Below are 19428 nucleotides of genomic sequence, written 5' to 3'. Positions count from 1 at the left end.
TTACTCGGCGGCCTCGGCCGGAGCCAGCACGGCGCGGATGGCATCGACATTCACGTCGTCATGCTCGGCGATGACCACGAGACGCCCGCGGCGGGCCTCGTCCGGTTTCCACGGGCGGTCGTATTGATGGCGCACGCGCGCGCCCACGGCCTGCACCAGAAGGCGCATAGGCTTGCCCGCGACGCTGGCATAGCCCTTGACGCGCAGGATGTTCTGGCTGTTGGCCAGATCCTCGATGCGGCTGACCAGGTCGGCGGGATCGCCGAGTTCCGGGAGGTCGATGACGACGGAGTCGAAATCGTCATGCTCGTGATCGTCGTGGTCGTCGTGGTGGCTGGGGCGTGCGTCCATGTCATCCTCCGCGGCGGCCTCCAGCCCGAGGATCACGCGGGGATCGACAACGCCCTCGGCGACCTCGACGACGGGCAGGGGGCGGGGCGCTTCGGCGGCGATGACCTCCTTGGCGCGCGCCACGCCCTCGGGGCCGGCAAGGTCGGGCTTGGTCAGCAGGATGATGTCGGCGCACGAGATCTGGTCCTCGAACACCTCGGACAGAGGGGTTTCGTGGTCGATGCTGTCATCGGCCAGGCGCTGGGCGTCGACCCGGGCCACGTCGGGGGCGAACCGGCCTGCCGCGACGGCCTCGGCATCGGCGAGGGCGATGACGCCGTCGACGGTGATCTTGGAGCGGATATCGGGCCAGTCGAACGCCTTGAGCAGGGGCTTGGGCAGGGCGAGGCCGCTGGTTTCGATCAGGATGTGATCGGGCCGCGGATCGAGCGCCATCAGCGCCTCGATCGTTGGGATGAAATCGTCGGCCACGGTGCAGCAGATGCAGCCATTGGCCAGTTCCATGATGTTTTCCGCCGGGCAATCGGGGATGGCGCAGCTTTTCAGGATGTCGCCGTCGACGCCGACATCGCCGAATTCGTTGACCACAACGGCCAGACGGCGGCCGCCGGGGTTCTGCATCAGGTGGCGCACCAGCGTCGTCTTGCCGGAGCCCAGAAAGCCCGTGATTACGGTGACGGGAAGTTTCGCAAGATCGGTCATTGGTCAGCCTTTGCAGTCAGAGGTGGGATGCGCGCAACGCAGTTGCGCTTGAAATGTTCGGGGCGCTGGCGCCACGGGATCAGCCCGTCGTCGGTCTGTTGATAGAGGACCGCGCCTTGCAGCAGCATGTCGGGATGCGACGTTTCGTCGAGATTTCCGTACAGATACGTCCAACGTTCGCCGCCGCGCATGGCTGCGGTGCAGCCCGCCTCACAGTTCTGCAGGCATTCGACGGGTGTCACGGTGACGCCGTCGGGCAGCGCACGCGCCGCGACCTCGTCATAGAGGCGCTGGCCGGGGCGGCGCTCGTCCTCGGGGATCTCCTGCCCCTTGCGGCACTTGATGCAGATCAGCAGCTCGATAGGCGTGCTCATGTATCCTCCAATGTCGGGGGTGCGCGCGGAGGTGGCGGGTGGCCACCCATCCGAGCCCGGCACACCCCGTCCGGTCCGTCTGTTCGTTCTTGTTGGCAGGTCTCCCGGCTTGCGGTTTCGGGCCTGTCGGCCCACGGTTTCCGGCCTTCCCGGCATTGCGCCAGTGGCGGTGGAACCCTTCCCGGTTCACGGTCGCGGGGGCGGCTGTGCCTGGCGCGATGCGCTGCACATTCCCTTTTCACCTGTTTACACAGGCACCAACACGGTGCGACATGCTGCGAAAACCAACCTTGTGTCAAGGAGACGTCACATGTCCGACCCGTCTGACGCGGAAAAGACCGCCCGCCACAACGAGAAGATGAAGAAGATAAAGGCCGCGCGCGACCGCATGATGCAGGACAAGACCGAGGAGAAAGGTCTGATCATGGTCCATACGGGGCCGGGCAAGGGCAAGTCGTCTTCGGGATTCGGGATGATTCTGCGCTGTATCGCGCATGGGATGCCCTGCGCGGTGGTGCAGTTCATCAAGGGCAACTGGGTGACCGGCGAGGCCGAGATGCTGCGCAACCGCTTTTCGGACGAATGCCGGTTCTTCATCTCGGGCGAAGGGTTCACCTGGGAGACGCAGGACCGGGACCGCGATATTGCGGCGGCGCAGAACGGGTGGAGCATCGCGAAAGAACAGATTCGCGACCCAGAGATGAAGTTCGTGCTGCTGGACGAGATCAACATCGCGCTGCGTTACGACTATATCGATATCGACGAGGTCGTGGATTTCCTGCTGCACGAAAAACCGGCGATGACGCATGTCTGCCTGACGGGGCGCAATGCCAAGCCCGAGTTGATCGAGGCCGCCGACCTGGTGACCGAGATGAGCCTGGTCAAGCATCCGTTCCGGGACGGGATCAAGGCTCAGAAAGGCGTGGAGTTCTGATGGGTCCTGTGCTGGCCGGCGGCGGAAATGTTCCGAGGACAGTATCGGGTGAAAAGGTCCGGCAATGCCCGCGTTGATGATCCAGGGCACGGGGTCGAATGTCGGCAAGTCGATGCTGGTGGCGGGCCTGTGCCGCGCGGCGCGGCGGCGGGGCCTGAGCGTGGCACCGTTCAAGCCGCAGAACATGTCGAACAACGCCGCGGTGACGGCGGACGGTGGCGAGATCGGCCGTGCGCAGGCGTTGCAGGCGATGGCCTGCGGGGTGGATTTGCACACCGACATGAACCCGGTCCTGCTGAAGCCGGAAACGGATGTCGGGGCCCAGGTGATCGTGCAGGGCAAGCGCCTGACCACGGCGAAGGCGGTGGAGTATTCCAGCCTGAAGCCCACGCTGATGGCGGCGGTGCAGGACAGTTTCGCCCGTTTGCGCGCCCGGCATGACCTTGTGATCGTCGAAGGGGCAGGCTCGCCCGCCGAGATCAACCTGCGCAAGGGTGACATCGCGAACATGGGCTTTGCCGAGGCGGCGGACGTGCCGGTGGTCCTGTGTGGCGATATCGATCGCGGCGGCGTCATCGCGCAGATCATAGGCACGCAGGCGGTCCTGCCAAAGGCGGATGCGGCGCGCATCGGGGGTTTTCTGATCAACAAGTTCCGCGGTGATCCGGCGCTGTTCCAGGATGGCTACCGGGAGATCGAGGCGCGCACCGGCTGGCGCGGCTATGGCGTGGCACCGTGGTTTCCCGAGGCGTGGCGGCTGCCGGCGGAGGACGCGCTGGATATTGCAGACAGCCCGGTTCAGGGCGCGTTTCATGTCGTGTGCCTGCAATTGTCGCGGATCGCGAATTTCGACGATCTTGACCCGCTGACGCAGGAGCCGGGCGTGCGGGTCACGATGCTGCAACCGGGGCAGGTGCTGCCGTATGACGCGGATCTGGTGATCATTCCCGGCTCGAAATCGACGCGCGGTGACCTGGACTTCCTGCGGCGGCAGGGGTGGGACATCGACGTTCTGGCACATCACCGGCACGGCGGCAGGGTTCTGGGCATCTGCGGCGGCTACCAGATGCTGGGTCGCATGGTCTCGGACCCGGAGGGGATCGAGGGGCCGCCGGGGGATACGCCGGGGCTGGGCTTGCTGGACATCGAGACGGTCATGGGGGGCGACAAGAGCCTGGCCCAGGTCGCCGCGCGGCACGTGGGGCTGGACCTGCCGTTTGCCGGTTACGAGATTCACATAGGCTGCAGCGACGGCCCGGACCGCGCGCGGCCTTTTGCCGAGGTGGCGGGCGTGGCCGAGGGGGCGGTGTCTGCCGATGGTCGCGTTGCGGGCAGCTATCTGCACGGCATGTTCGGGGATGACAGGTTCCGCGCCGCATGGCTAGCATCGAACGGGGCCGACGCCTCGGACCTGGGGTATCGGGCCGTGGTCGAGCGCACGCTGGATGAACTGGCGGCGCATCTTGAGACGCATCTGGATGTCGCGGGCCTTTTGGCGCTGGCCAGATGAGGTCAGGCGGCGCCGATCGCTGCCTCCAGCTGCGGCCAGCGGGTCTGCGGGGGCAGTCCGAGGCGTAGCCAACGGTCCGAATAGGGGAATATGCGGGACCATACCCTATGGCTCGCGAGGGCTTCTTGTACCTTTGGCGCATCGGGCACCTCGTAGGTGCGAAAGAGCGGGGTACCTCCGACCAGCGTCCAGCCGTTGCGGGACGCCAGGGAATCCAGCCGCGCCGCGTCTTGGTTAAGTCTTTCGACCGTGCGCGCCTGCCACCCCTTGTCGGCCAGCGCCGCGCAGGCAATCTCGATGGCGGGGCCGGAGACCGGCCAGGGGCCTGCCAGATCGGCAAGCCGGTCGGCGACAGAACCCGAGGCGAGGGCGAACCCGAGGCGCAGGCCCGCGAGACCGTAGAACTTGCCGAAGGATCGCAGGACGATGCAATTCTCGGAGCAGTCCCTGGTGCCGATGGACAAATGCGGCTCTGGATCGACAAAGCTTTCGTCGACGATCAGCAGCCCCACATCGCCCGCCAGGTCCAGCAACGCGTCGGGCGTGGTGCGGCGGCCGTCCGGGTTGTTGGGGTTGACGACCACGGCAAGGTCTGCGCCCCGCAGGGCGTTTGCCGATGCGACCTCTTCGACCTGCCAGCCACAAGCCCTGAGGGCGGCGGCGTGTTCGTTGTAGGTGGGGGCCATGACGGCGGCGCGGCCCGGTTGGGCCAGCCACGGCACCAGCTGGATCGCGCCTTGTGCGCCGTTCATCGGGATGACGCGCAGTGAGGTGGCATAGGCGCTGGCCGCCGCGTCGCGTAGCCGCGCCATGTCGGATTTGCGGGGCAGAACCGCCCAGGCGTCGCCGGAGATGCGGGGCACAGGGTAGGGTTCGGGATTGATGCCCGTCGACAGGTCGAGCCAGTGAGCGGGGGTGCCGCCCAGCCTTGCGATGGCCGCATCGAGGTTGCCGCCGTGATCCCGGATTTCCGTCATGGTGCCCTTAGAGCAGCGCAAGCGCGGCCAGCGCAAGGGCGCATAGCGCCATCGCGCGCCGGTAGAGCGACAAGGCGCGCGCCAGGTCTTCGGGTGCTGGATCAGGGGCCGCGCCGTTCAACCAGGGCTCGTCGTTGGCCTGCCCGTCATAGATGCGGGGGCCGGAGAGCCGGACGTTCAGGGCGCCGGCCATCGCCGCCTCGGGCCAGCCTGCATTCGGGGACCGGTGGCCGGGCGCGTCCTGCCGCATGACGTGAAGCGCGGGAAAGAACGCGCCGGAGGCCAGCGCGAAGACGAGGCCGGTCAGGCGGGCGGGAAGCCAGTTGACGAGATCATCCAGCCGGGCGGCGGCCTTGCCGAAGGCCTCGAACCGATCGTTGCGGTGGCCGATCATGGAGTCCATCGTGTTGATGGCCTTGTAGGCGGCAATTCCGGGCAGGCCCAGGATCACGCCCCAGAAGACGGGGGCGATGATGCCGTCCGAGGTATTCTCGGCCAGGCTTTCGGTGGCTGCCCGCGCGATGGCCGGCGTATCGAGTTTGGACGGGTCGCGTCCGACGATCATGCTGACGGCGTGGCGCGCAGCGGTCGTATCTCCGGCGGCCAGCGGACGGGCGACGGCGGCAACATGCGCGTGCATGGACCGGATGGCAATGAGCGGCCAGGCCAGCCCTGCGCCGATCAGCGCGCCGACCCACCCGTGGGGCAGGACGGCCTGAATGATCAGGGCGGGCAGGCCAGCAAGAAGGGTTATCCCGAGGACCGTAACGCCTCCGGCGATCAAACGCTTGCGGCGGTAGCCGACGTTCAGGCGGCGCTCGGCCGCGGTTATCGCCCGGCCAAGCCAGGTGACGGGGTGGCCGATACGGGCATAGAGCCTGTCGGGCCAGCCGAAGGCGACGTCGAGGGCCAGAGCACCCAGCATCATCAGGGCGAAACTCATGCGCGGCCCGTCTCGAAGCTGAGGACGGTCTTGAGTCCCGCTTCTTGCAAGGCGGCCGGGCCGTGCGGCGGGATGGTTCCCGGAGCAAAGATTAGACCGCGGGCGGATCCGGTATGAGCGCGCACCATGCCCAAAGCGCCGAGATCATGTGCAAGATCGGCCATCGGATCGGGCGGACCACGGCGCGCTGTGCAACGGCGCGCGGACTCCGAGGCGAGGGCGGCGACGCGGGGCAGGTCGCGTGCCGTGGTCGCGTCGGCCCAAGCCTCGGCGAGGTCCGTCACGTCGTCGAAGGCATCGTCACGCGCGTCGGTACTCTGGGGTGCCCCCCACAGACCGCCAAGGATCGCGGCGCGGGGCGGGGCGGGCATTGGTCTGATCACCTTACCCGACCGGGAGGCCCAGAGGTGCTGATCGGGCGCGTCGAACATCAGGGGGTCGGTTGCGCCCTCGATGGCGATACACGACTTGGCCAGCCGTTCGGGTGTGCCATCGTACCCGGCTGCCCTTGCGGCGGCCACCAGCGTTGCCGTCGATCCGCCCGCCCCGATACCAAGCGCGAAATTGCGTGTCGCGCCAGTGACGGAATCGAGCTCCAGGTCGGCTGCAAAGCGCTTGAGTTGATCCGCGGTGAACGGCAGGGCGTCCTCAGAGGGGGCCGTGACACGCATCGCGGAGCAGGCCAGGGTGATCAGGGCGACCGGCCCCGACGGGCCCAGCCGCCCTTGGATCCATTCCCCGAAATGGCCGCAGACAGTCACATGCGTCATGTACGGTTGACCTCGATCACCGAGAGCGGGCCGTCGGGGCCGCACCGCAGACGCGTTATCGACAGGTGCGCCACCTCGAATGCGAGTCCGCCGGGGCCATGCCCGGTCACAAAGCCGAGCGCGGCGCGGATCACGCCTGCATGGACGATCAGCGCCACCGGACCATGCGCCGCGGCATAGCGCCCATGCTCGATCAGGGCGGGGGACACGCGCGCGCAGAGGTCTTCGAAACTCTCGCCGCCGGGCGATCGATGCGCGGCGAGGGCCCTACTGTCCAGAACGCCGATATCTGGCAACGCGTCAAACGGCACGCCGTCATGCGCGCCGAAGTCCTGCTCCCAAAGGCGTGCGTCCTGCTCGTGGGTTTCGAAAAGCGCCTCGGCGGTCTGACGGCAGCGGCGTGCCGGACTGCTGACGACCCGCGTGATCGACGTCAGACGATTTTTGAGTTGGGCGACCGCCGTGCTGTCGAGCGCAGCCGCGACATCGGAACGGCCATAGAGGCGCCCCGGATCGGCCACGGGGGCGTGACGGATCAGGACAAGCTCTGGCCGGGTCAGTGCAACGGGTTCCAGGACGGCGCCTTTCAGCTTTCTTTTTTTCTCGAAAAGTGCTTTCCCACGCTGCAATGAAAAAGTCGATACTCATCACCGGAGGCGCGCGGTCCGGCAAGTCGGCACTTGCCGAGCGGATGGCTTTGCAGCCTGCCGGCCGGGCGATCTATATCGCGACGGCGCGTCTGCACGACGGCGACGACGAAATGGCCGAGCGCGTGGCGAAACACAAGGCGCGGCGCGGTGCGGCGTGGCAGGATGTTCATGCGCCGACCGACCTGGCCGGCGCATTGCAAGACACCGACGGCGGCGTGCCGCGGCTGGTCGATTGCCTGACGCTGTGGTTGACGAACCTCATCCTGGAAGACAGCGATTGGCAGGCCGAAGCCGACAGGTTGGTCGAAACGCTGGCGCGCCAGTCCGCGCCGGTCGTTTTCGTTACCAACGAGGTGGGGCAGGGGATCGTGCCCGAGAACAAGCTGGCCCGGCTGTTCCGCGATGCGGCGGGGCATGTGAACCAATCCGTGGCGCTGGCCTGTGACGAGGTTTGGCTGACCGTGGCGGGATACCCGATGAAGGTAAAGCCGAATGACCATTCTTTCTGACGTCTCGTTGCTTGGGGAGGTTGCCGGGCTGGCCCGGTCCATGCCAGTGACCGACGCCGCGGCGGCCGAGGCGGCGCGGGCGCGCCAGAACAACCTGACCAAGCCGCCGGGCGCCCTGGGGCGGCTGGAGGAACTGGCGATTTTTATGGCAGGCTGGCAAGGCACGGACCGGCCAGACATTGCCGGGGCGCAGGCCCTGGTCTTTGCCGGCAATCACGGCGTCTGCGCGCAGGGGGTGAACCCGTTCCCGCAGGATGTGACGGCGCAGATGGTGGCGAATTTCGAGCAGGGTGGCGCGGCGATCAACCAGTTGTGCCGCGCGAACGGGGCAAATTTGTCGGTGATTGCGCTGGAACTGGACCGGCCGACGGGGGATATCAGCGCCGGGGCCGCCATGTCGGAGGCTGAGACGCTGGACGCCCTGCGTCGCGGGGCGGCCGCCGTCGATCCGGGCGCCAGCGTGCTGATTCTGGGTGAGATGGGCATCGGAAATTCGACCATTGCCGCCGCGATGGCCAAGGGCGCATTCGGCGGAGACGCGGCGCATTGGGTCGGCAAGGGGACGGGGTCGGATGACGCAGGGGTGGCGCGCAAGATCGACGTGGTGACACGCGCCTGCGTGCGTCACGCGGAGGCCAGAGGTCTTGAAATCCTTGCCCGGCTCGGCGGGCGTGAGCAGGCGGCGATCTGCGGCGCCGTGCTGGAAGCGCGGGCGCGGCGCATTCCGGTCATCCTTGACGGGTTCATCTGCACGGCGGCGACAGCGCCGCTTTTTGCTGCCGACCGGCGGTTCCTGGACCATTGCCTTGTCGGGCATGTCAGCCGTGAGCCGGGCCATGCTCGGCTTTTGTCGGAACTGGGGATGCGGCCGATCCTGTCGCTGGACATGGCGCTGGGCGAAGGCTCGGGCGCGGCGATAGCGCTGGGCGTGTTGCGTGCGGCGCTGGCCTGTCACAACGGGATGGCGACCTTTGCCGAGGCCGGGGTGTCCGGTCAATGAACCTGCGTGCGCGTGTTGCCGAGCTTCAACTGGCGGTGATGCTGCTGACCCGGCTGCCGGCGGGGCGGACCGGTGACGATCCGCCGACGATGCTGGCCGCTCGGTGGGCCTTTGTCCCGGTGGGAGCCATTGTCGGCGCGTTGACGTGGCTGGTTTTCAGCCTGGCGGATGCGGTCGGCGCGTCCGAGCAGATTTCGGCCCTGCTGGCGCTGGGCGCAATGGTGCTGGTCACCGGGGCGCTGCATTTCGACGGGCTGGCGGACTTCGCCGACGGGCACGGTGGCGGGCGCGACAAGGCCCACGCGCTGGAGATCATGCGCGACAGCCGAATCGGCAGCTACGGCGTGGTTGCGGTGGGGTTGATTGCGGCCCTTTGGGCGGTGTCGGTGGCCGATGCCGACGCCGGCTTTTGGGCGTTCGTCGGCGCGGCCATGCTGAGCCGCGCAGCCATGGTCGCAGTGCAGGAGAGCTTGGTCCCGGCCCGCGCGGATGGTCTGGGGCGTAGCGCGGCGGGGCGCAGCAAGGCCGCGCGCGGCGTCCTCGTGGCTGCGGCGGTCGTGGCGCTGCTGTTTTCGCCTTGGGCGCTGCTGGCCTGCGCGCTGGTGACTTTTGCCATCGGCTGGCTGGCGTGGCGCAAGATCGGCGGGCAAACCGGCGACGTTCTGGGGGCCGTGCAACTGGTTTCGGAAACCGCCATCTGGGTCGCGCTGGCGTGCCTGTGAGGTCCGTGGTGGGCCGCGTTAATCCTGCCAGCCCTCGTGCATGATAAGGTCATCGAGCGATATCCGCTGCCGCCACCCCTTGGCGGCCAGTTCGGGCTGGTCGTAGAGCTGATCGACATATCCCGCGCAGAGGTAGGCCACCAGCTCGACATGTTCGGGAATACCGAGCAGGGTGGCGATTTCGCGGTGATCGAAAATGCTGACCCATCCCACGCCTATCCCCTCGGCGCGGGCGGCGAGCCAGAGGTTCTGCACCGCGCAGACGGTCGAATAAAGGTCCATCTCACGGTTGTGTGTGCGCCCCAGGACCACTTTTCCGCCGCGGGTGCGATCGCAGGTGACCACGATATTGAGCGGCGCCTTGGTGATCCCTTCGAGCTTCAGCGACCTGTAGGTGGACTGACGATCATCGGGGAACATGGCGGCGGCTTCTTCGTTGGCGCGGCTGAAGATGCTGTGCACCTGGGTTCTGAGTTCGGTGTCACGCAACAGAATGAAGTTCCACGGCTGCATGAAACCGACGGAGGGCGCGGCATGGGCCGCTTCTAGGATTCGCCGCAGCGCGTCATCGTCGATCGGGTCGGGCAGAAACTCGTTCCGCACGTCGCGGCGCGCGGCGATGATGTCATAGAGGCATTGCCTTTCGTGCGAGGAAAAGACGCGTGCCGGACTTGGCCTGGGTTGATCCGCCATGAGGGGCCTTTGCGATAGATGCGGCGAGTTTCGGGCGACCCTGTCAGAGGGCGATATCCAGTGGAACGCGTCGGCAAGCGGCATTGCTTTGAGGTCCGGCGCGGCGATTGTCATGTCTATGTCAGAACGGGGCGGGACTTTGCAAGCATGACTCAGATTGCGTGCCCGAGCCGGGCGGGAACTCTCGTCTTGCGGTTCGGTCGCTGGGTTCGAGATTCGCCTGTCGCCATGCGTTGTATTGTTGACAGGTGGCAATGCTTGCTAGACTAACGAGGATGATCGGTTCCATTTCCGCACGGGATGGAGAACAGGGAACGCGGTGCGCCTGAAAACACTTGGCAATTCCGTGGCTGTCCCCGCAACTGTAGGCGGCGAATCAGGCTGAATACGTCACTGGAGCACTCCGGGAAGGCCAGCCAGACGATGAAGACCCGCAAGCCAGGAGACCTGCTGATCGCGACTGAAACCACAAGGCCTTCGGGTGTGAAGGCAAAGAGGTAGTACTATGACTGCAAAGACTGCAACCGCCGCACAGACAACATCGGCCTCCGGGCTGGTTTCGGTGATCGCCATCGCCGCGCTGGGCCTTGGCGTGATCTTCGTGGCAGGCCACGTTCAGGCCGCGACGCTGCACGACGCGGCGCACGATGTTCGTCACGCCACCGGCTTCCCCTGCCACTGAACCGGTGTTTACGCGTCTGCTGACCAGCGCCTTGTTCGCTGGCGCTGCCGCAGGGTTGATTATCGCCCTGTTGCAGCTTTTTTTCGTGCAGCCTGTCCTGCTTCATGCCGAGCTTTATGAAGGCGGCGAGCTGGTGCATTTCGGATCCGACTCGAACGTTACAGCCACGCCGGAGTTGCCTGGCTTCGATGCCGTGCGCGACGGGCTTAGCATCGTCTTCACGATGCTGATCTATTCCGGTTACGCGATGGTTCTGGTGGCGCTGATGTCGCTGGCCGAGACCCGTGGTGCGGCGATAAACGCGCGCACGGGCCTGATCTGGGGCGTTGCCGGGTTTGTCGCGGTGCACCTTGCGCCGGGCTTTACCCTCGCGCCGGAAGTTCCGGGCGTGGCTGCTGCCGATGTCTACGAGCGCCAAGTGTGGTGGTTCGCAACGGTGCTGACTGCGGCCATCGCCATGTGGCTGATCGCCTTCAGCCGCAACTGGGCCGGATGGGGCGCCGCCGTGGTGCTGTTGCTGGCGCCGCATGTCATCGGTGCGCCCGAACCCGAGGTCTTTACCGGACCCGTGCCGACCGAGATCGGCGCTTTGTTCGCATCGCGCGCACTTGGGATCGGATTGGCGGCCTGGGTCATGCTGGGAGCCTTTGCGGGTTTCTTCTGGTCGCGCGAAAGCGAAGCGGCCGGCCAGACTCAGACCGCCTGATACCGGCACATCCTATTCCGGGCGCGCGCCTTGCGCGCCCGCTTTCTTTTCAAACCTGAGGTCTGACCCGCTCATGGACCGTTCCATTCCAATGCTTTTAATCGGCCTCGTTTTCGGCGGGGGACTTGGGTTCACGGTGGCTGCGGCGAACGGTGTCACCTTTGACGGGCATGACCATGGCGACCCGGCCCATCACGGCGGGCATGAGCAACACGCCGCGGCCGGAATGCACGATCACGGTGACATGTTGTCGGTTCCTGCGGGCGCCGATGCGCCGAAGCTGAAGATCGAGGTCACGCCCGATCCGTCCGCCGGATGGAACCTGCATATCATGACCGAGAACTTCCGGTTCTCGCCTGAAAACGCGAGCCGTGACCATGTTCCGGGCGAAGGACATGCCCATGTCTACGCCAACGGCGTCAAGCTGGCCCGGGTCTATGGCCCCTGGATGCACCTGGACAGCCTGCCGGAAGGCGAGGTGGAACTTGAGGTGGCGTTGAACAGCAACGATCACCGCTCGCTGGCCGTGGACGATACGCCGGTTGCGCAGACCGTCACGTTGAGCAACTGAGCGCGGGGACACGCCCCACCAGACAGAATCGAAGCCGGCCGCAGGGCTGCGCGTCCTCGATCCAGCCATGCGGCGCGGCGAGGTAGGCGCGCAATGTTGCAACGATATCGTCGGCATCCGCCGTCGGGTCGACGCCGTTGAAGAAATAAGTGGCCCGGCCCGGGCCCTGCATGGCCATCGAAACCGGGCGGGAGCATCCGTTCATGCATCCGCGTTCGACGATATGCACCGCGTCTTGCAGTTCTGCCGTGGCTAAAGCCTCGTTCAGTGCCCCAAGGCTCAAAGGGCCGCAGTTCTGACAGAAATGGATGGTGGCGGAAGGGGTCATTCGGTGTCTCGCAATGCGTCGGTACCTTGAGGCATACAGATCAATGCGGTCGCGTCAATTCAGGCGGATGGCATCGCGCAGGAAATCAATGGTGGGCCTGCACACCAAGTCGTGGGGGCTGGTGTCAGCGCAACCAGCAAGACTTTCAAATCTGGTCGACACCTGGCGCAATCTAAATCTGCCGGCCGGAGAATGAGTCTCCTTTACCGCCTGCTTATGCGGACAATGCCGATCACATGTCTTGTCGGTCACTCTGACTTCAATGCGATTTTTCTTGACGCCTGAGTTGTGTTCATCCGAGCATTACACACTCAAAACGAGAAAATACCGGCGACTGGGAGGATTACTATGGAAAAACGGCTTTTATCAGCCGTCGCGGCACTCGGTGTGATGACCGCGGCACCCGCTGCATTTGCGCAGGGAAACGACGGAGCGATGGACGTACCGAAAATTACGCCCTCGGCTGTTCTGGAGGATCTGGACGCCCCCTGGGACATGGCTTTTCTGCCGGATGGCACAATGTTCTTCACCGAGAAATGCGATGGTCTTTCGGTCAGAACGCCGGATGGAACCGTGAATGCGCTCTATGGCATGAGGGATACCGAAGGCTACGCAGATACTGGCAGTGACCTCTTTTGCGAAGGTCAGGCCGGTATGCTGGGCGTGGCACCCGATAGCAACTTCGCGGAGAACCGAACGCTCTATCTTTATTCGAGCTCGGACAAGTATCATGGCGACGGGTGCAAGACCAACTTCGAGCGGTGTGACGGCAACATCGTGATGAAGTTCACGGTCAGCGATGACCTGACAAGCGTGTCCGACAGAGCCGACATCGTAACGGATATCCAGTACAAGCCGTTTGATTCCGACCAGCCCTTTGGCGGGCCTGGCGCGCATAACGGTGGCAGAATCCGTATTGGGCCGGAGGGCTTTCTGTGGGTCACGGGTGGTGATCGTCACCGGGGGATCTGTCCGCAGGATGGAGAACTGCTTTGTGGTAAGGTCCTGAGGATCGACGGGGATGGAAACGCTCATCCCGACAACAATCCCCCCGAAGGTTTTGACCCGCGCATCTATACCTACGGGCACAGGAACGTGCAGGGCATCGATTTTCGCCCGAGCGATGGCAGAGCCTTCACCGCAGAGCACGGGCCCTGGCACAACGACGAAATCACGGCGCTTGTGAACGGGGGCAATGCCGGGTGGGATCCTGCGCAGAACACGGGTGGCCGGGGCGAGTGCCCGGATGAATACTGTGGCTACGAGCCGAACCAGACCGAAGGCATGGATCCCGCGATCCGCGCGGCCTACACCCCGATGAGTGACACGCGTTTCGAAGACCTGATGCCGCCGTCGTGGAACAATAACGGGTTTTCTCAGGGCACCGGGTCCGCCGCGTTTCTCACGGGGGAGAACTGGGGCATCTACGAGGGTCGCCTGGCCGTCGGCATCATGGGAATCGGATTTGGCGACACGCCGATCGGGTCCAGGATCGACATGATCAGTCTCACAGATGACGGCATGGGCATCAACACCATTACGCGGATGCCGCTTGGCTTTTCGGAGAGATTCCGTGGTCTTGCCATGGGCCCCGATAACGCGCTTTATGTCGCCACGGATGAGGGCATGATCTACAAAGTGACCGCAGAGAGTACGCAATAGGTTTGCAGAAGAAGCGCCCGCGCCATTATGTCGGCGCGGGCGTTTTATTTGCTGCACATGACGCCGTGAAGATTGGCTAGGCTTGTTTTCCCGCGATCAAGATGTCGGGCGCGTCATAGCGTTGACCAGATCAACGGAAGAAAAGCATCGCTCAGCAGATGCAAGTGCGTTGCGCGGCGAAGTGCCGCTCTTTGTCCTGCGCTACAGTCGCCTCCCAAATCATTTCCGGACACTCACCTAGAAAGCGCGCGCGCCATGGCCGAACCTTCAACAAGGGCTGCAAGTTTTGCCTGGGTCAGATCGATCGGAAGGTATTTCATCCCGCAATCAGGTGCCGCCACGATATTGGCGGCCGGGATGCGCTCTGCGGCGGCGACCAGCCTGTCGCGGACCTCTTCAGGCGTTTCGGGTGTCTCACGCCCAAGGTCCAGGGCGCCGATCAGGAAGCCCTTTTTCATCCCCTCGATGAGTGACAGGTCAAGGCCCGGCTGCGCGACCTCGATCGACAGTTCGTCGGCGGTGCACTCTTCCAGTTCGCTCAGGAACGAATAGCCCTGGGGCTTGGCCTGGTCCATGATGTAGGCATAGCCGAAGCACATGTGGATCACGGTGCGCCCGGCCGCGCCCTGAAGCGCGTGATTGATGGCCGGGATGGCGAAGGCGCGGGCCGCTTCGGGTTCGGCCTGCATGTAGGGTTCATCCAGCTGCACGATGTCGACGCCGGCGGCGAAGATGTCGGCGATCTCTTCGCGCAACATTTCGGCATAGGCCATCGCAAGCGCGGCTTCATTCTCGTAATGCTCATTGAGCGCCTGCATCGTCATGGTGAAAGGACCTGGCAGGGTCATCTTGGTAAGCCGCTTGGTGTGCTTGCGAAGGAAGGCGGCTTCGCGCTCCATGACCGGTTCGCGGCGCTGGATCGGCCCGACGACGCGCGGCACCACCATGGGGCGCCCACTGCGTCCGGTCTTGGTGCCGGGATTCTCCAAATCCAGCCCGTCGAGCGACGTGGCGAGGTGGTTGGAGTAGCTTTCGCGACGCACCTCGCCGTCGGTGACGATATCGAGCCCGATCTCTTCCTGGTCCAGAATGGCCAGCCGCGTGGCGGCGTCCTGCGCCTCGGCCAGATCGGCCTCGGCCATTTTCCATAGCGACGCGTCGCGGACACGCGGCGGCCCCTTGGAGCGGAGTTTCTCGCGGTCGATCAGCCAGTCCGGTTGCGGGTAGCTGCCTACGAGGCTGGTCGGGAAGAGCGTGTCATACATGGGACAAATCCTGTGTCTGAGCGGTCGCGATTTCACGCGATGGCGCTGATTTCTTCGGTGATGTCGTGGACTTTCCCGTTTTCGATGGGCAGGCAACGGGCGGGAAAATCCTGAACGAAGTCCACGCCCAACTCTTCGACCTGGTCGCAGAAGCGCGCAAGCACGTCGAGCTGCGGCGCGATAAAGCGGTCGTGCAGAACGAGCACGGTCCAGTCGTCTCGTTCGAGCGCCTCGAACGCGCCTTTGGTCCAATGGGTGTGTGGTGGCTTCCAGTCGCCGGGGGCGGAGGTCCAGGTGACGACGGTAAAGTCATTGCGTTTCAGATAGTCCACGGCTTCGGGGCACAGCAGGTGCTGGCCCATGGCGCCCCCGCCATTTGGGCGGAAGAACTTGCGCGGATGGGCCAGTGTTCCTATCGCATCCTGCGCGGCGCCGATCTCTTCGGCGTAGCGGACGGGGCCATCCTCGCGGCCCAGCGGTGCGCCGTGGGTCATGGTATGGTTGCCGATCCAGTGGCCTTCGGCATGGGCCCTTTCGACGAGGCTGCGTGCAGAAGGATCCTCGAGCTGTCGGCCGACGACAAAGAAGGTCGACTTGAGCTTCCGCGTGGCGAGAAAATCGAGCAGGTGTTCGGTCGCGCCAGTCCAGGGGCCGTTGTCGAAGGTCAGCGTCAATCGCCTTGGCATCACTGCGAGCCTTTCTCGATATCCTTGAGTGCCTGCCGAAGCAATTTGCCTGTGCGGTTGTAGTGGGTCATAAGGCGCTCGACCGCGAGGTCGGGGTCGCGCGCCAGTGCCGCCTCGGCGATGCCGTCATGTTCATCCGACAGGTCACGCGGCGCGCGCCCGCCGCCGCAGCGCGACAGGTGGCGGTAGCGGCTGTTTTCATCGAAGAACTGGCTGCAGAGCCGCAAAAGCGTTTCCGAGCCCGAGCCCGCGTTCAGCGCCAGGTGAAAGTTGCGGTGGCAGCGCTCCCAATCGGGATCGTATCGATCCGATGGCGCGATGGCGCGCAGCCGGTACTGGGCCAGCACGATGCCTTCTTCCCAGTCGGGGCCGCCGCGTTCGATTGACAGGCGCAGGGCCCGTTCCTCGACGCAGGAGCGGACGTACAAAAGCTCGTCGAATTCCTGGCTGCTAATGCCGGCCACGCGAAAGCCGCGCTGGTCTTCACGCACGACGAGGCCGTCGGACACAAGCGAGCTGAGCGCCTCTCGTACAGGCGTGGCGCCGACGCCGATTTCGCGCGAGAGGTGCTCTATCTTGAGCTTGGTTCCCGGTTTCAGCTTGCCGCTGATCACGTCATCTCGAATTCGCATGTGAGTTTCACTGGTGCGCGAGCGGAACGCGCCATCTGGTTCCGAAGAATTGCGGGCCATGGTCATGTCGGTGTTATCCTTTGCGTCCGGCTGGCGATGTGCGCCCGCTGTCCTGCCGCGCTAGGCGGTGACCTTTTCTGCGACCACAGGATTGCGGAGCGTGCCGATGCCCTCGATCTCGACCTCGACGGTGTCGCCGTCGCGCATCCATACCTGAGGCCTGCGCGCATGGCCAACCCCGGCGGGCGTGCCCATCGCGATCAGGTCACCGGGTTCGAGCGTCATGATTTCGGACAGGATCTCAACCGTGCGGAAGGCGCCAAAAATCATCTGGTCGGTATTCGAGTCCTGCATGACATTGCCGTTGAGGCGCGTCTGGATCTTGAGCCCGCTGGCCTCGTCCGGCAGGTCGTCGGCGGTGACGATGCAGGGGCCAAGCGCCCCGGTCCCGTCGAAATTCTTGCCGGCCGTCCATTGCGCGGTCAGGCGCTGGTAATGGCGGACGCTGCCGTCGTTGAACGCGGTATAGCCGAAGATCACCGAGGCCGCGTCGGCGGCAGAGACATGGCGGCACCGGCGGCCGATGACGATGGTAAGCTCCGCCTCGTAGTCCAGCTGTTCGGAGCATTCCGGCAGGATCATCGGATCCTGCGGGCCGATCATGGAACTGGTCGCGCGTAGGAAAAGCGCTGGGTACTCGGGCACGGCGTGCCCGCCTTCCTTGGCGTGATCGGCATAGTTGAGGCCCAGGCAGACAATTTTCCCCGGGTCTGGCAGAGGTGTCAGCAGCTTGCAGTCCGCAAGGGGTGTGCGCGCCGCGCCGGACTGGACCAGGCGGTCGGCCAAAGTGGCGTGCACGGCGGGATCAGCGCCGATCAAGTCGCGCATGGTCCTGGGCGCCTCGGGCCAGGCGGCCTCGATATCGACGATGTCCGAATCGATCATGGCGCCCAGTCGTGCCTGACCATCCACTTCATACCTGACGTATCGCATCGTACCTCGCTTGCGTGTGTTCGTCCAAATACTCGTATCGAGTGTTGGAGCGACTATTATCGATAAAAATTAGTTTCTCAAGATAATTTCAAAAATATCGATTTTTATTGACAGAGTGTACAGTGGTCATGATGATCGGCCGTAGCAGCAGGGGCCATGCCGTGTTCCTGCGGGCCAATTCAGGCGCACGCATGTTGCGCCGCTGGGAGAGCGCAAGTTTCAAGCTGCGCGAGGGAGGAAATATCATGACGTCAATTCGCAATATTCTGGCGGTCTCGCTGACCGCAACCCTGGGCTTGGCGGGGAGCGCGCTGGCACAGTCGTTTCCCGATAAACCGATCACGATGATCGTGCCTTTCGCCGCCGGCACGTCGACCGACACGGTCAGCCGGCTGATCGCCGAGGGCATGTCGGAGGAACTGGGCCAGACCGTGGTGGTGGAAAACCGGGCCGGCGCGGGTGGCAGCGTCGGCACCCAGGACGTGGTCAGCGCCGACGCGGACGGCTACACGATTTCCATGGGCACCGTCGGAACCCTTGCCATCAACAAGTCGATTTTCCCAGAGCTGCCCTATGATCCGGAAAGCGACGTGACCCCGATCGCGTTTGTCGGATACACGCCGACGCTGTTGGTCGTGGGCGCCGATACGCCGTTCGAGACACTGGACGACCTGGTGGAGGCGGCCAAATCGGATGAGGGCGTCACCTTTGCCTCGACCGGCAACGGCACGTCGACGCATCTGGCGGGCGAGCTGCTGAAGACGCTGAGTGATACCAACATGATCCACGTGCCGTTCGGGTCCGGTGCGGTCGGCCTGGCGGCGGTGATTTCCGGTGAGGTGGATTTCATGTTCAACCACCCGGTTTCGGCCAAGCAGAACGTGGACGCCGGCAAGCTGCGGGCGCTGGGCGTCAGCGGTGCCGCCGGGTCCGAAGTGGCGCCCGAGGTGCCGCCCATCAACCACACCTTCGAGGGCTTCGACCTGATTGCCTGGTGGCTGATGCACGGCCCTGCCGACATGCCCGCCGACGTGACCGAGGCGCTGAACAACGCGGTGACGACGGCTATCGCGTCGGACGCGGTGACGGACTACTACGCCAAGAGCGGTATTTCCAAGGGCGAGATGGCCCTTGGTGAGCTTGACGGCTTCATTTCCTCGGAAGTGAAGAAGTGGGGCGATATCGCCAACGCGGCCAACGCGCAGGCCGACTGACGCAATTGCAACGGCTGGGACCGGGGGCTACGTGCTATCCGAACGGGCTCCCGGTCTTGTCACCTTGTCCGGCACATGGAGTCCCGCAGAATGCTAGGCAACCGGAATGTGGCGCACGATGCCTTCTGCCTCGTGATCATCGGCTTCGGTCTTTTCGTCATCTATGGTGGTATCGAGCTGTCCGTCGGCTCGATGCGCCGGATCGGTCCGGGGTTCTTCCCGCTGGGGCTCGGGGGGCTGATGGTCTTGCTGGGGATCGGCCTGTTATTCGAGCGACAGGAGGACAGAGGGGAAGACACGCGAAACCTGCGCGGTCTTTTCTGCGTGTCACTGGCGCTGGCGGCGTTTGCCGTTCTCCTGGAGCCGATCGGGCTGTTCCCGGCCACGATGGCGATGGTCCTGCTGGTCGTCGCCGCCGAGCCGGATCACATAACGCCCCTGACCGTTGCGGGGATCATCGCCGGACTGTGGGCTGTGGGATATTTCCTGTTCGTCGCGGTGCTGCGCTTGCCATTGGAGCCGATTTCTTCTGACATCTGGCCGGTGTTCTAGGC

The 19428-nt window shown here is 64.7% G+C and carries 23 protein-coding genes and 2 riboswitches; of the genes, 11 read left to right on the top strand and 12 right to left on the bottom strand.

The window, feature by feature from the left end:
• Both cobW and XM53_RS14155 read right to left on the bottom strand, forming a co-directional pair.
• Positions 1-1053 (bottom strand): cobalamin biosynthesis protein CobW, encoded by a 1053-nt coding sequence (cobW, locus tag XM53_RS14160; RefSeq protein ID WP_057794401.1) that lies wholly within the window; start codon positions 1051-1053, stop codon positions 1-3.
• Positions 1050-1427, bottom strand: a complete 378-nt coding sequence (locus tag XM53_RS14155; protein ID WP_057794398.1) for a DUF1636 family protein — start codon at positions 1425-1427, stop codon at positions 1050-1052. The genes cobW and XM53_RS14155 overlap by 4 nt, the downstream gene beginning before the upstream one ends.
• 77 nt (positions 1428-1504) lie before the next feature.
• Positions 1505-1704, bottom strand: a riboswitch (cobalamin riboswitch).
• A 33-nt stretch (positions 1705-1737) separates the two neighbouring features.
• Here XM53_RS14155 and cobO point away from each other — a divergent pair.
• A complete protein-coding gene (cobO, locus tag XM53_RS14150) occupies positions 1738-2361 on the top strand; it encodes a cob(I)yrinic acid a,c-diamide adenosyltransferase (protein ID WP_057794397.1) in 624 nt (207 codons plus the stop codon).
• Between the two features lie 64 nt (positions 2362-2425).
• The gene (locus tag XM53_RS14145; RefSeq protein ID WP_057794395.1) at positions 2426-3871 is read left to right on the top strand and encodes a cobyric acid synthase; all 1446 of its coding nucleotides are present in this window, start codon (positions 2426-2428) and stop codon (positions 3869-3871) included.
• A 2-nt stretch (positions 3872-3873) separates the two neighbouring features.
• Here the strand turns inward: XM53_RS14145 and cobD are convergent, their stop codons facing one another.
• Genes cobD through XM53_RS14125 form a run of 4 tightly spaced genes read right to left on the bottom strand, consistent with a single transcriptional unit; the run spans position 3874 to position 7190 of the window.
• The gene (cobD, locus tag XM53_RS14140) at positions 3874-4839 is read right to left on the bottom strand and encodes a threonine-phosphate decarboxylase CobD (RefSeq protein ID WP_057794570.1); all 966 of its coding nucleotides are present in this window, start codon (positions 4837-4839) and stop codon (positions 3874-3876) included.
• Between the two features lie 16 nt (positions 4840-4855).
• A complete protein-coding gene (gene cbiB / locus XM53_RS14135) occupies positions 4856-5791 on the bottom strand; it encodes an adenosylcobinamide-phosphate synthase CbiB (protein WP_057794393.1) in 936 nt (311 codons plus the stop codon).
• Entirely contained in the window at positions 5788-6561 is a 774-nt protein-coding gene (locus XM53_RS14130; RefSeq protein ID WP_057794391.1) for a hypothetical protein, read from the bottom strand. The genes cbiB and XM53_RS14130 overlap by 4 nt, the downstream gene beginning before the upstream one ends.
• On the bottom strand, positions 6558-7190 hold the full coding sequence (locus XM53_RS14125) for a histidine phosphatase family protein (protein WP_236544505.1): 633 nt from the start codon (positions 7188-7190) through the stop codon (positions 6558-6560). The genes XM53_RS14130 and XM53_RS14125 overlap by 4 nt, the downstream gene beginning before the upstream one ends.
• Here XM53_RS14125 and cobU point away from each other — a divergent pair.
• The 3 genes from cobU to XM53_RS14110 are packed head-to-tail and all read left to right on the top strand — an operon-like array spanning position 7190 to position 9442.
• Positions 7190-7720, top strand: coding sequence for a bifunctional adenosylcobinamide kinase/adenosylcobinamide-phosphate guanylyltransferase (gene cobU / locus XM53_RS14120; protein ID WP_057794389.1), 531 nt, complete (start codon positions 7190-7192; stop codon positions 7718-7720). The two genes, XM53_RS14125 and cobU, sit on opposite strands and share 1 nt — an antisense overlap.
• Complete coding sequence (gene cobT, locus XM53_RS14115) at positions 7704-8720, top strand: nicotinate-nucleotide--dimethylbenzimidazole phosphoribosyltransferase (RefSeq protein WP_057794388.1); 1017 nt, start codon at positions 7704-7706, stop codon at positions 8718-8720. The genes cobU and cobT overlap by 17 nt, the downstream gene beginning before the upstream one ends.
• Positions 8717-9442, top strand: a complete 726-nt coding sequence (locus tag XM53_RS14110; protein WP_057794386.1) for an adenosylcobinamide-GDP ribazoletransferase — start codon at positions 8717-8719, stop codon at positions 9440-9442. Before cobT ends, XM53_RS14110 begins: the two co-directional genes overlap by 4 nt.
• A gap of 18 nt (positions 9443-9460) precedes the next feature.
• Here the strand turns inward: XM53_RS14110 and bluB are convergent, their stop codons facing one another.
• Complete coding sequence (gene bluB, locus XM53_RS14105; protein WP_057794384.1) at positions 9461-10135, bottom strand: 5,6-dimethylbenzimidazole synthase; 675 nt, start codon at positions 10133-10135, stop codon at positions 9461-9463.
• Positions 10136-10398: 263 nt separating this feature from the next.
• Positions 10399-10604, top strand: a riboswitch (cobalamin riboswitch).
• A gap of 36 nt (positions 10605-10640) precedes the next feature.
• Here bluB and XM53_RS22540 point away from each other — a divergent pair.
• From XM53_RS22540 to XM53_RS14095, 3 genes are all read left to right on the top strand, one after another.
• Positions 10641-10817, top strand: coding sequence for a CbtB domain-containing protein (locus XM53_RS22540; RefSeq protein WP_082631025.1), 177 nt, complete (start codon positions 10641-10643; stop codon positions 10815-10817).
• A 4-nt stretch (positions 10818-10821) separates the two neighbouring features.
• The gene (locus tag XM53_RS14100) at positions 10822-11523 is read left to right on the top strand and encodes a CbtA family protein (protein WP_057794382.1); all 702 of its coding nucleotides are present in this window, start codon (positions 10822-10824) and stop codon (positions 11521-11523) included.
• A gap of 91 nt (positions 11524-11614) precedes the next feature.
• Positions 11615-12094, top strand: coding sequence for a hypothetical protein (locus XM53_RS14095; protein ID WP_328586679.1), 480 nt, complete (start codon positions 11615-11617; stop codon positions 12092-12094).
• Here the strand turns inward: XM53_RS14095 and XM53_RS14090 are convergent.
• Entirely contained in the window at positions 12078-12422 is a 345-nt protein-coding gene (locus tag XM53_RS14090; RefSeq protein ID WP_057794378.1) for a DUF1636 family protein, read from the bottom strand. The genes XM53_RS14095 and XM53_RS14090 overlap by 17 nt on opposite strands.
• A gap of 348 nt (positions 12423-12770) precedes the next feature.
• Here XM53_RS14090 and XM53_RS14085 point away from each other — a divergent pair, with 348 nt between their 5' ends.
• Positions 12771-14084, top strand: coding sequence for a PQQ-dependent sugar dehydrogenase (locus XM53_RS14085; RefSeq protein WP_057794376.1), 1314 nt, complete (start codon positions 12771-12773; stop codon positions 14082-14084).
• 233 nt (positions 14085-14317) lie between these two features.
• Here the strand turns inward: XM53_RS14085 and XM53_RS14080 are convergent, their stop codons facing one another.
• Genes XM53_RS14080 through XM53_RS14065 form a run of 4 tightly spaced genes read right to left on the bottom strand, consistent with a single transcriptional unit; the run spans position 14318 to position 17612 of the window.
• On the bottom strand, positions 14318-15349 hold the full coding sequence (locus tag XM53_RS14080) for a 5-methyltetrahydropteroyltriglutamate--homocysteine methyltransferase (RefSeq protein ID WP_057794375.1): 1032 nt from the start codon (positions 15347-15349) through the stop codon (positions 14318-14320).
• 32 nt (positions 15350-15381) lie between these two features.
• Positions 15382-16035 (bottom strand): polysaccharide deacetylase family protein, encoded by a 654-nt coding sequence (locus tag XM53_RS14075; RefSeq protein ID WP_082631024.1) that lies wholly within the window; start codon positions 16033-16035, stop codon positions 15382-15384.
• Positions 16035-16733: a GntR family transcriptional regulator gene (locus XM53_RS14070; protein ID WP_057794371.1), complete on the bottom strand. Its 699-nt coding sequence runs from the start codon at positions 16731-16733 to the stop codon at positions 16035-16037. Before XM53_RS14070 ends, XM53_RS14075 begins: the two co-directional genes overlap by 1 nt.
• A gap of 54 nt (positions 16734-16787) precedes the next feature.
• Positions 16788-17612, bottom strand: a complete 825-nt coding sequence (locus XM53_RS14065) for a fumarylacetoacetate hydrolase family protein (RefSeq protein WP_236544504.1) — start codon at positions 17610-17612, stop codon at positions 16788-16790.
• 293 nt (positions 17613-17905) lie between these two features.
• Here XM53_RS14065 and XM53_RS14060 point away from each other — a divergent pair, with 293 nt between their 5' ends.
• Together XM53_RS14060 and XM53_RS14055 are read left to right on the top strand one after the other, a co-directional pair.
• The gene (locus XM53_RS14060) at positions 17906-18874 is read left to right on the top strand and encodes a Bug family tripartite tricarboxylate transporter substrate binding protein (RefSeq protein WP_160321393.1); all 969 of its coding nucleotides are present in this window, start codon (positions 17906-17908) and stop codon (positions 18872-18874) included.
• 90 nt (positions 18875-18964) lie between these two features.
• The gene (locus XM53_RS14055) at positions 18965-19426 is read left to right on the top strand and encodes a tripartite tricarboxylate transporter TctB family protein (RefSeq protein ID WP_057794365.1); all 462 of its coding nucleotides are present in this window, start codon (positions 18965-18967) and stop codon (positions 19424-19426) included.
• Positions 19427-19428: the final 2 nt, after the last annotated feature.

It is taken from the genome of Roseovarius atlanticus (assembly GCF_001441615.1).
Classification (GTDB): Bacteria; Pseudomonadota; Alphaproteobacteria; order Rhodobacterales; family Rhodobacteraceae; genus Roseovarius; species Roseovarius atlanticus.
Note: the sequence above shows the minus strand (reverse complement) of the source record. Positions and strands in the feature narration are given on the sequence as shown.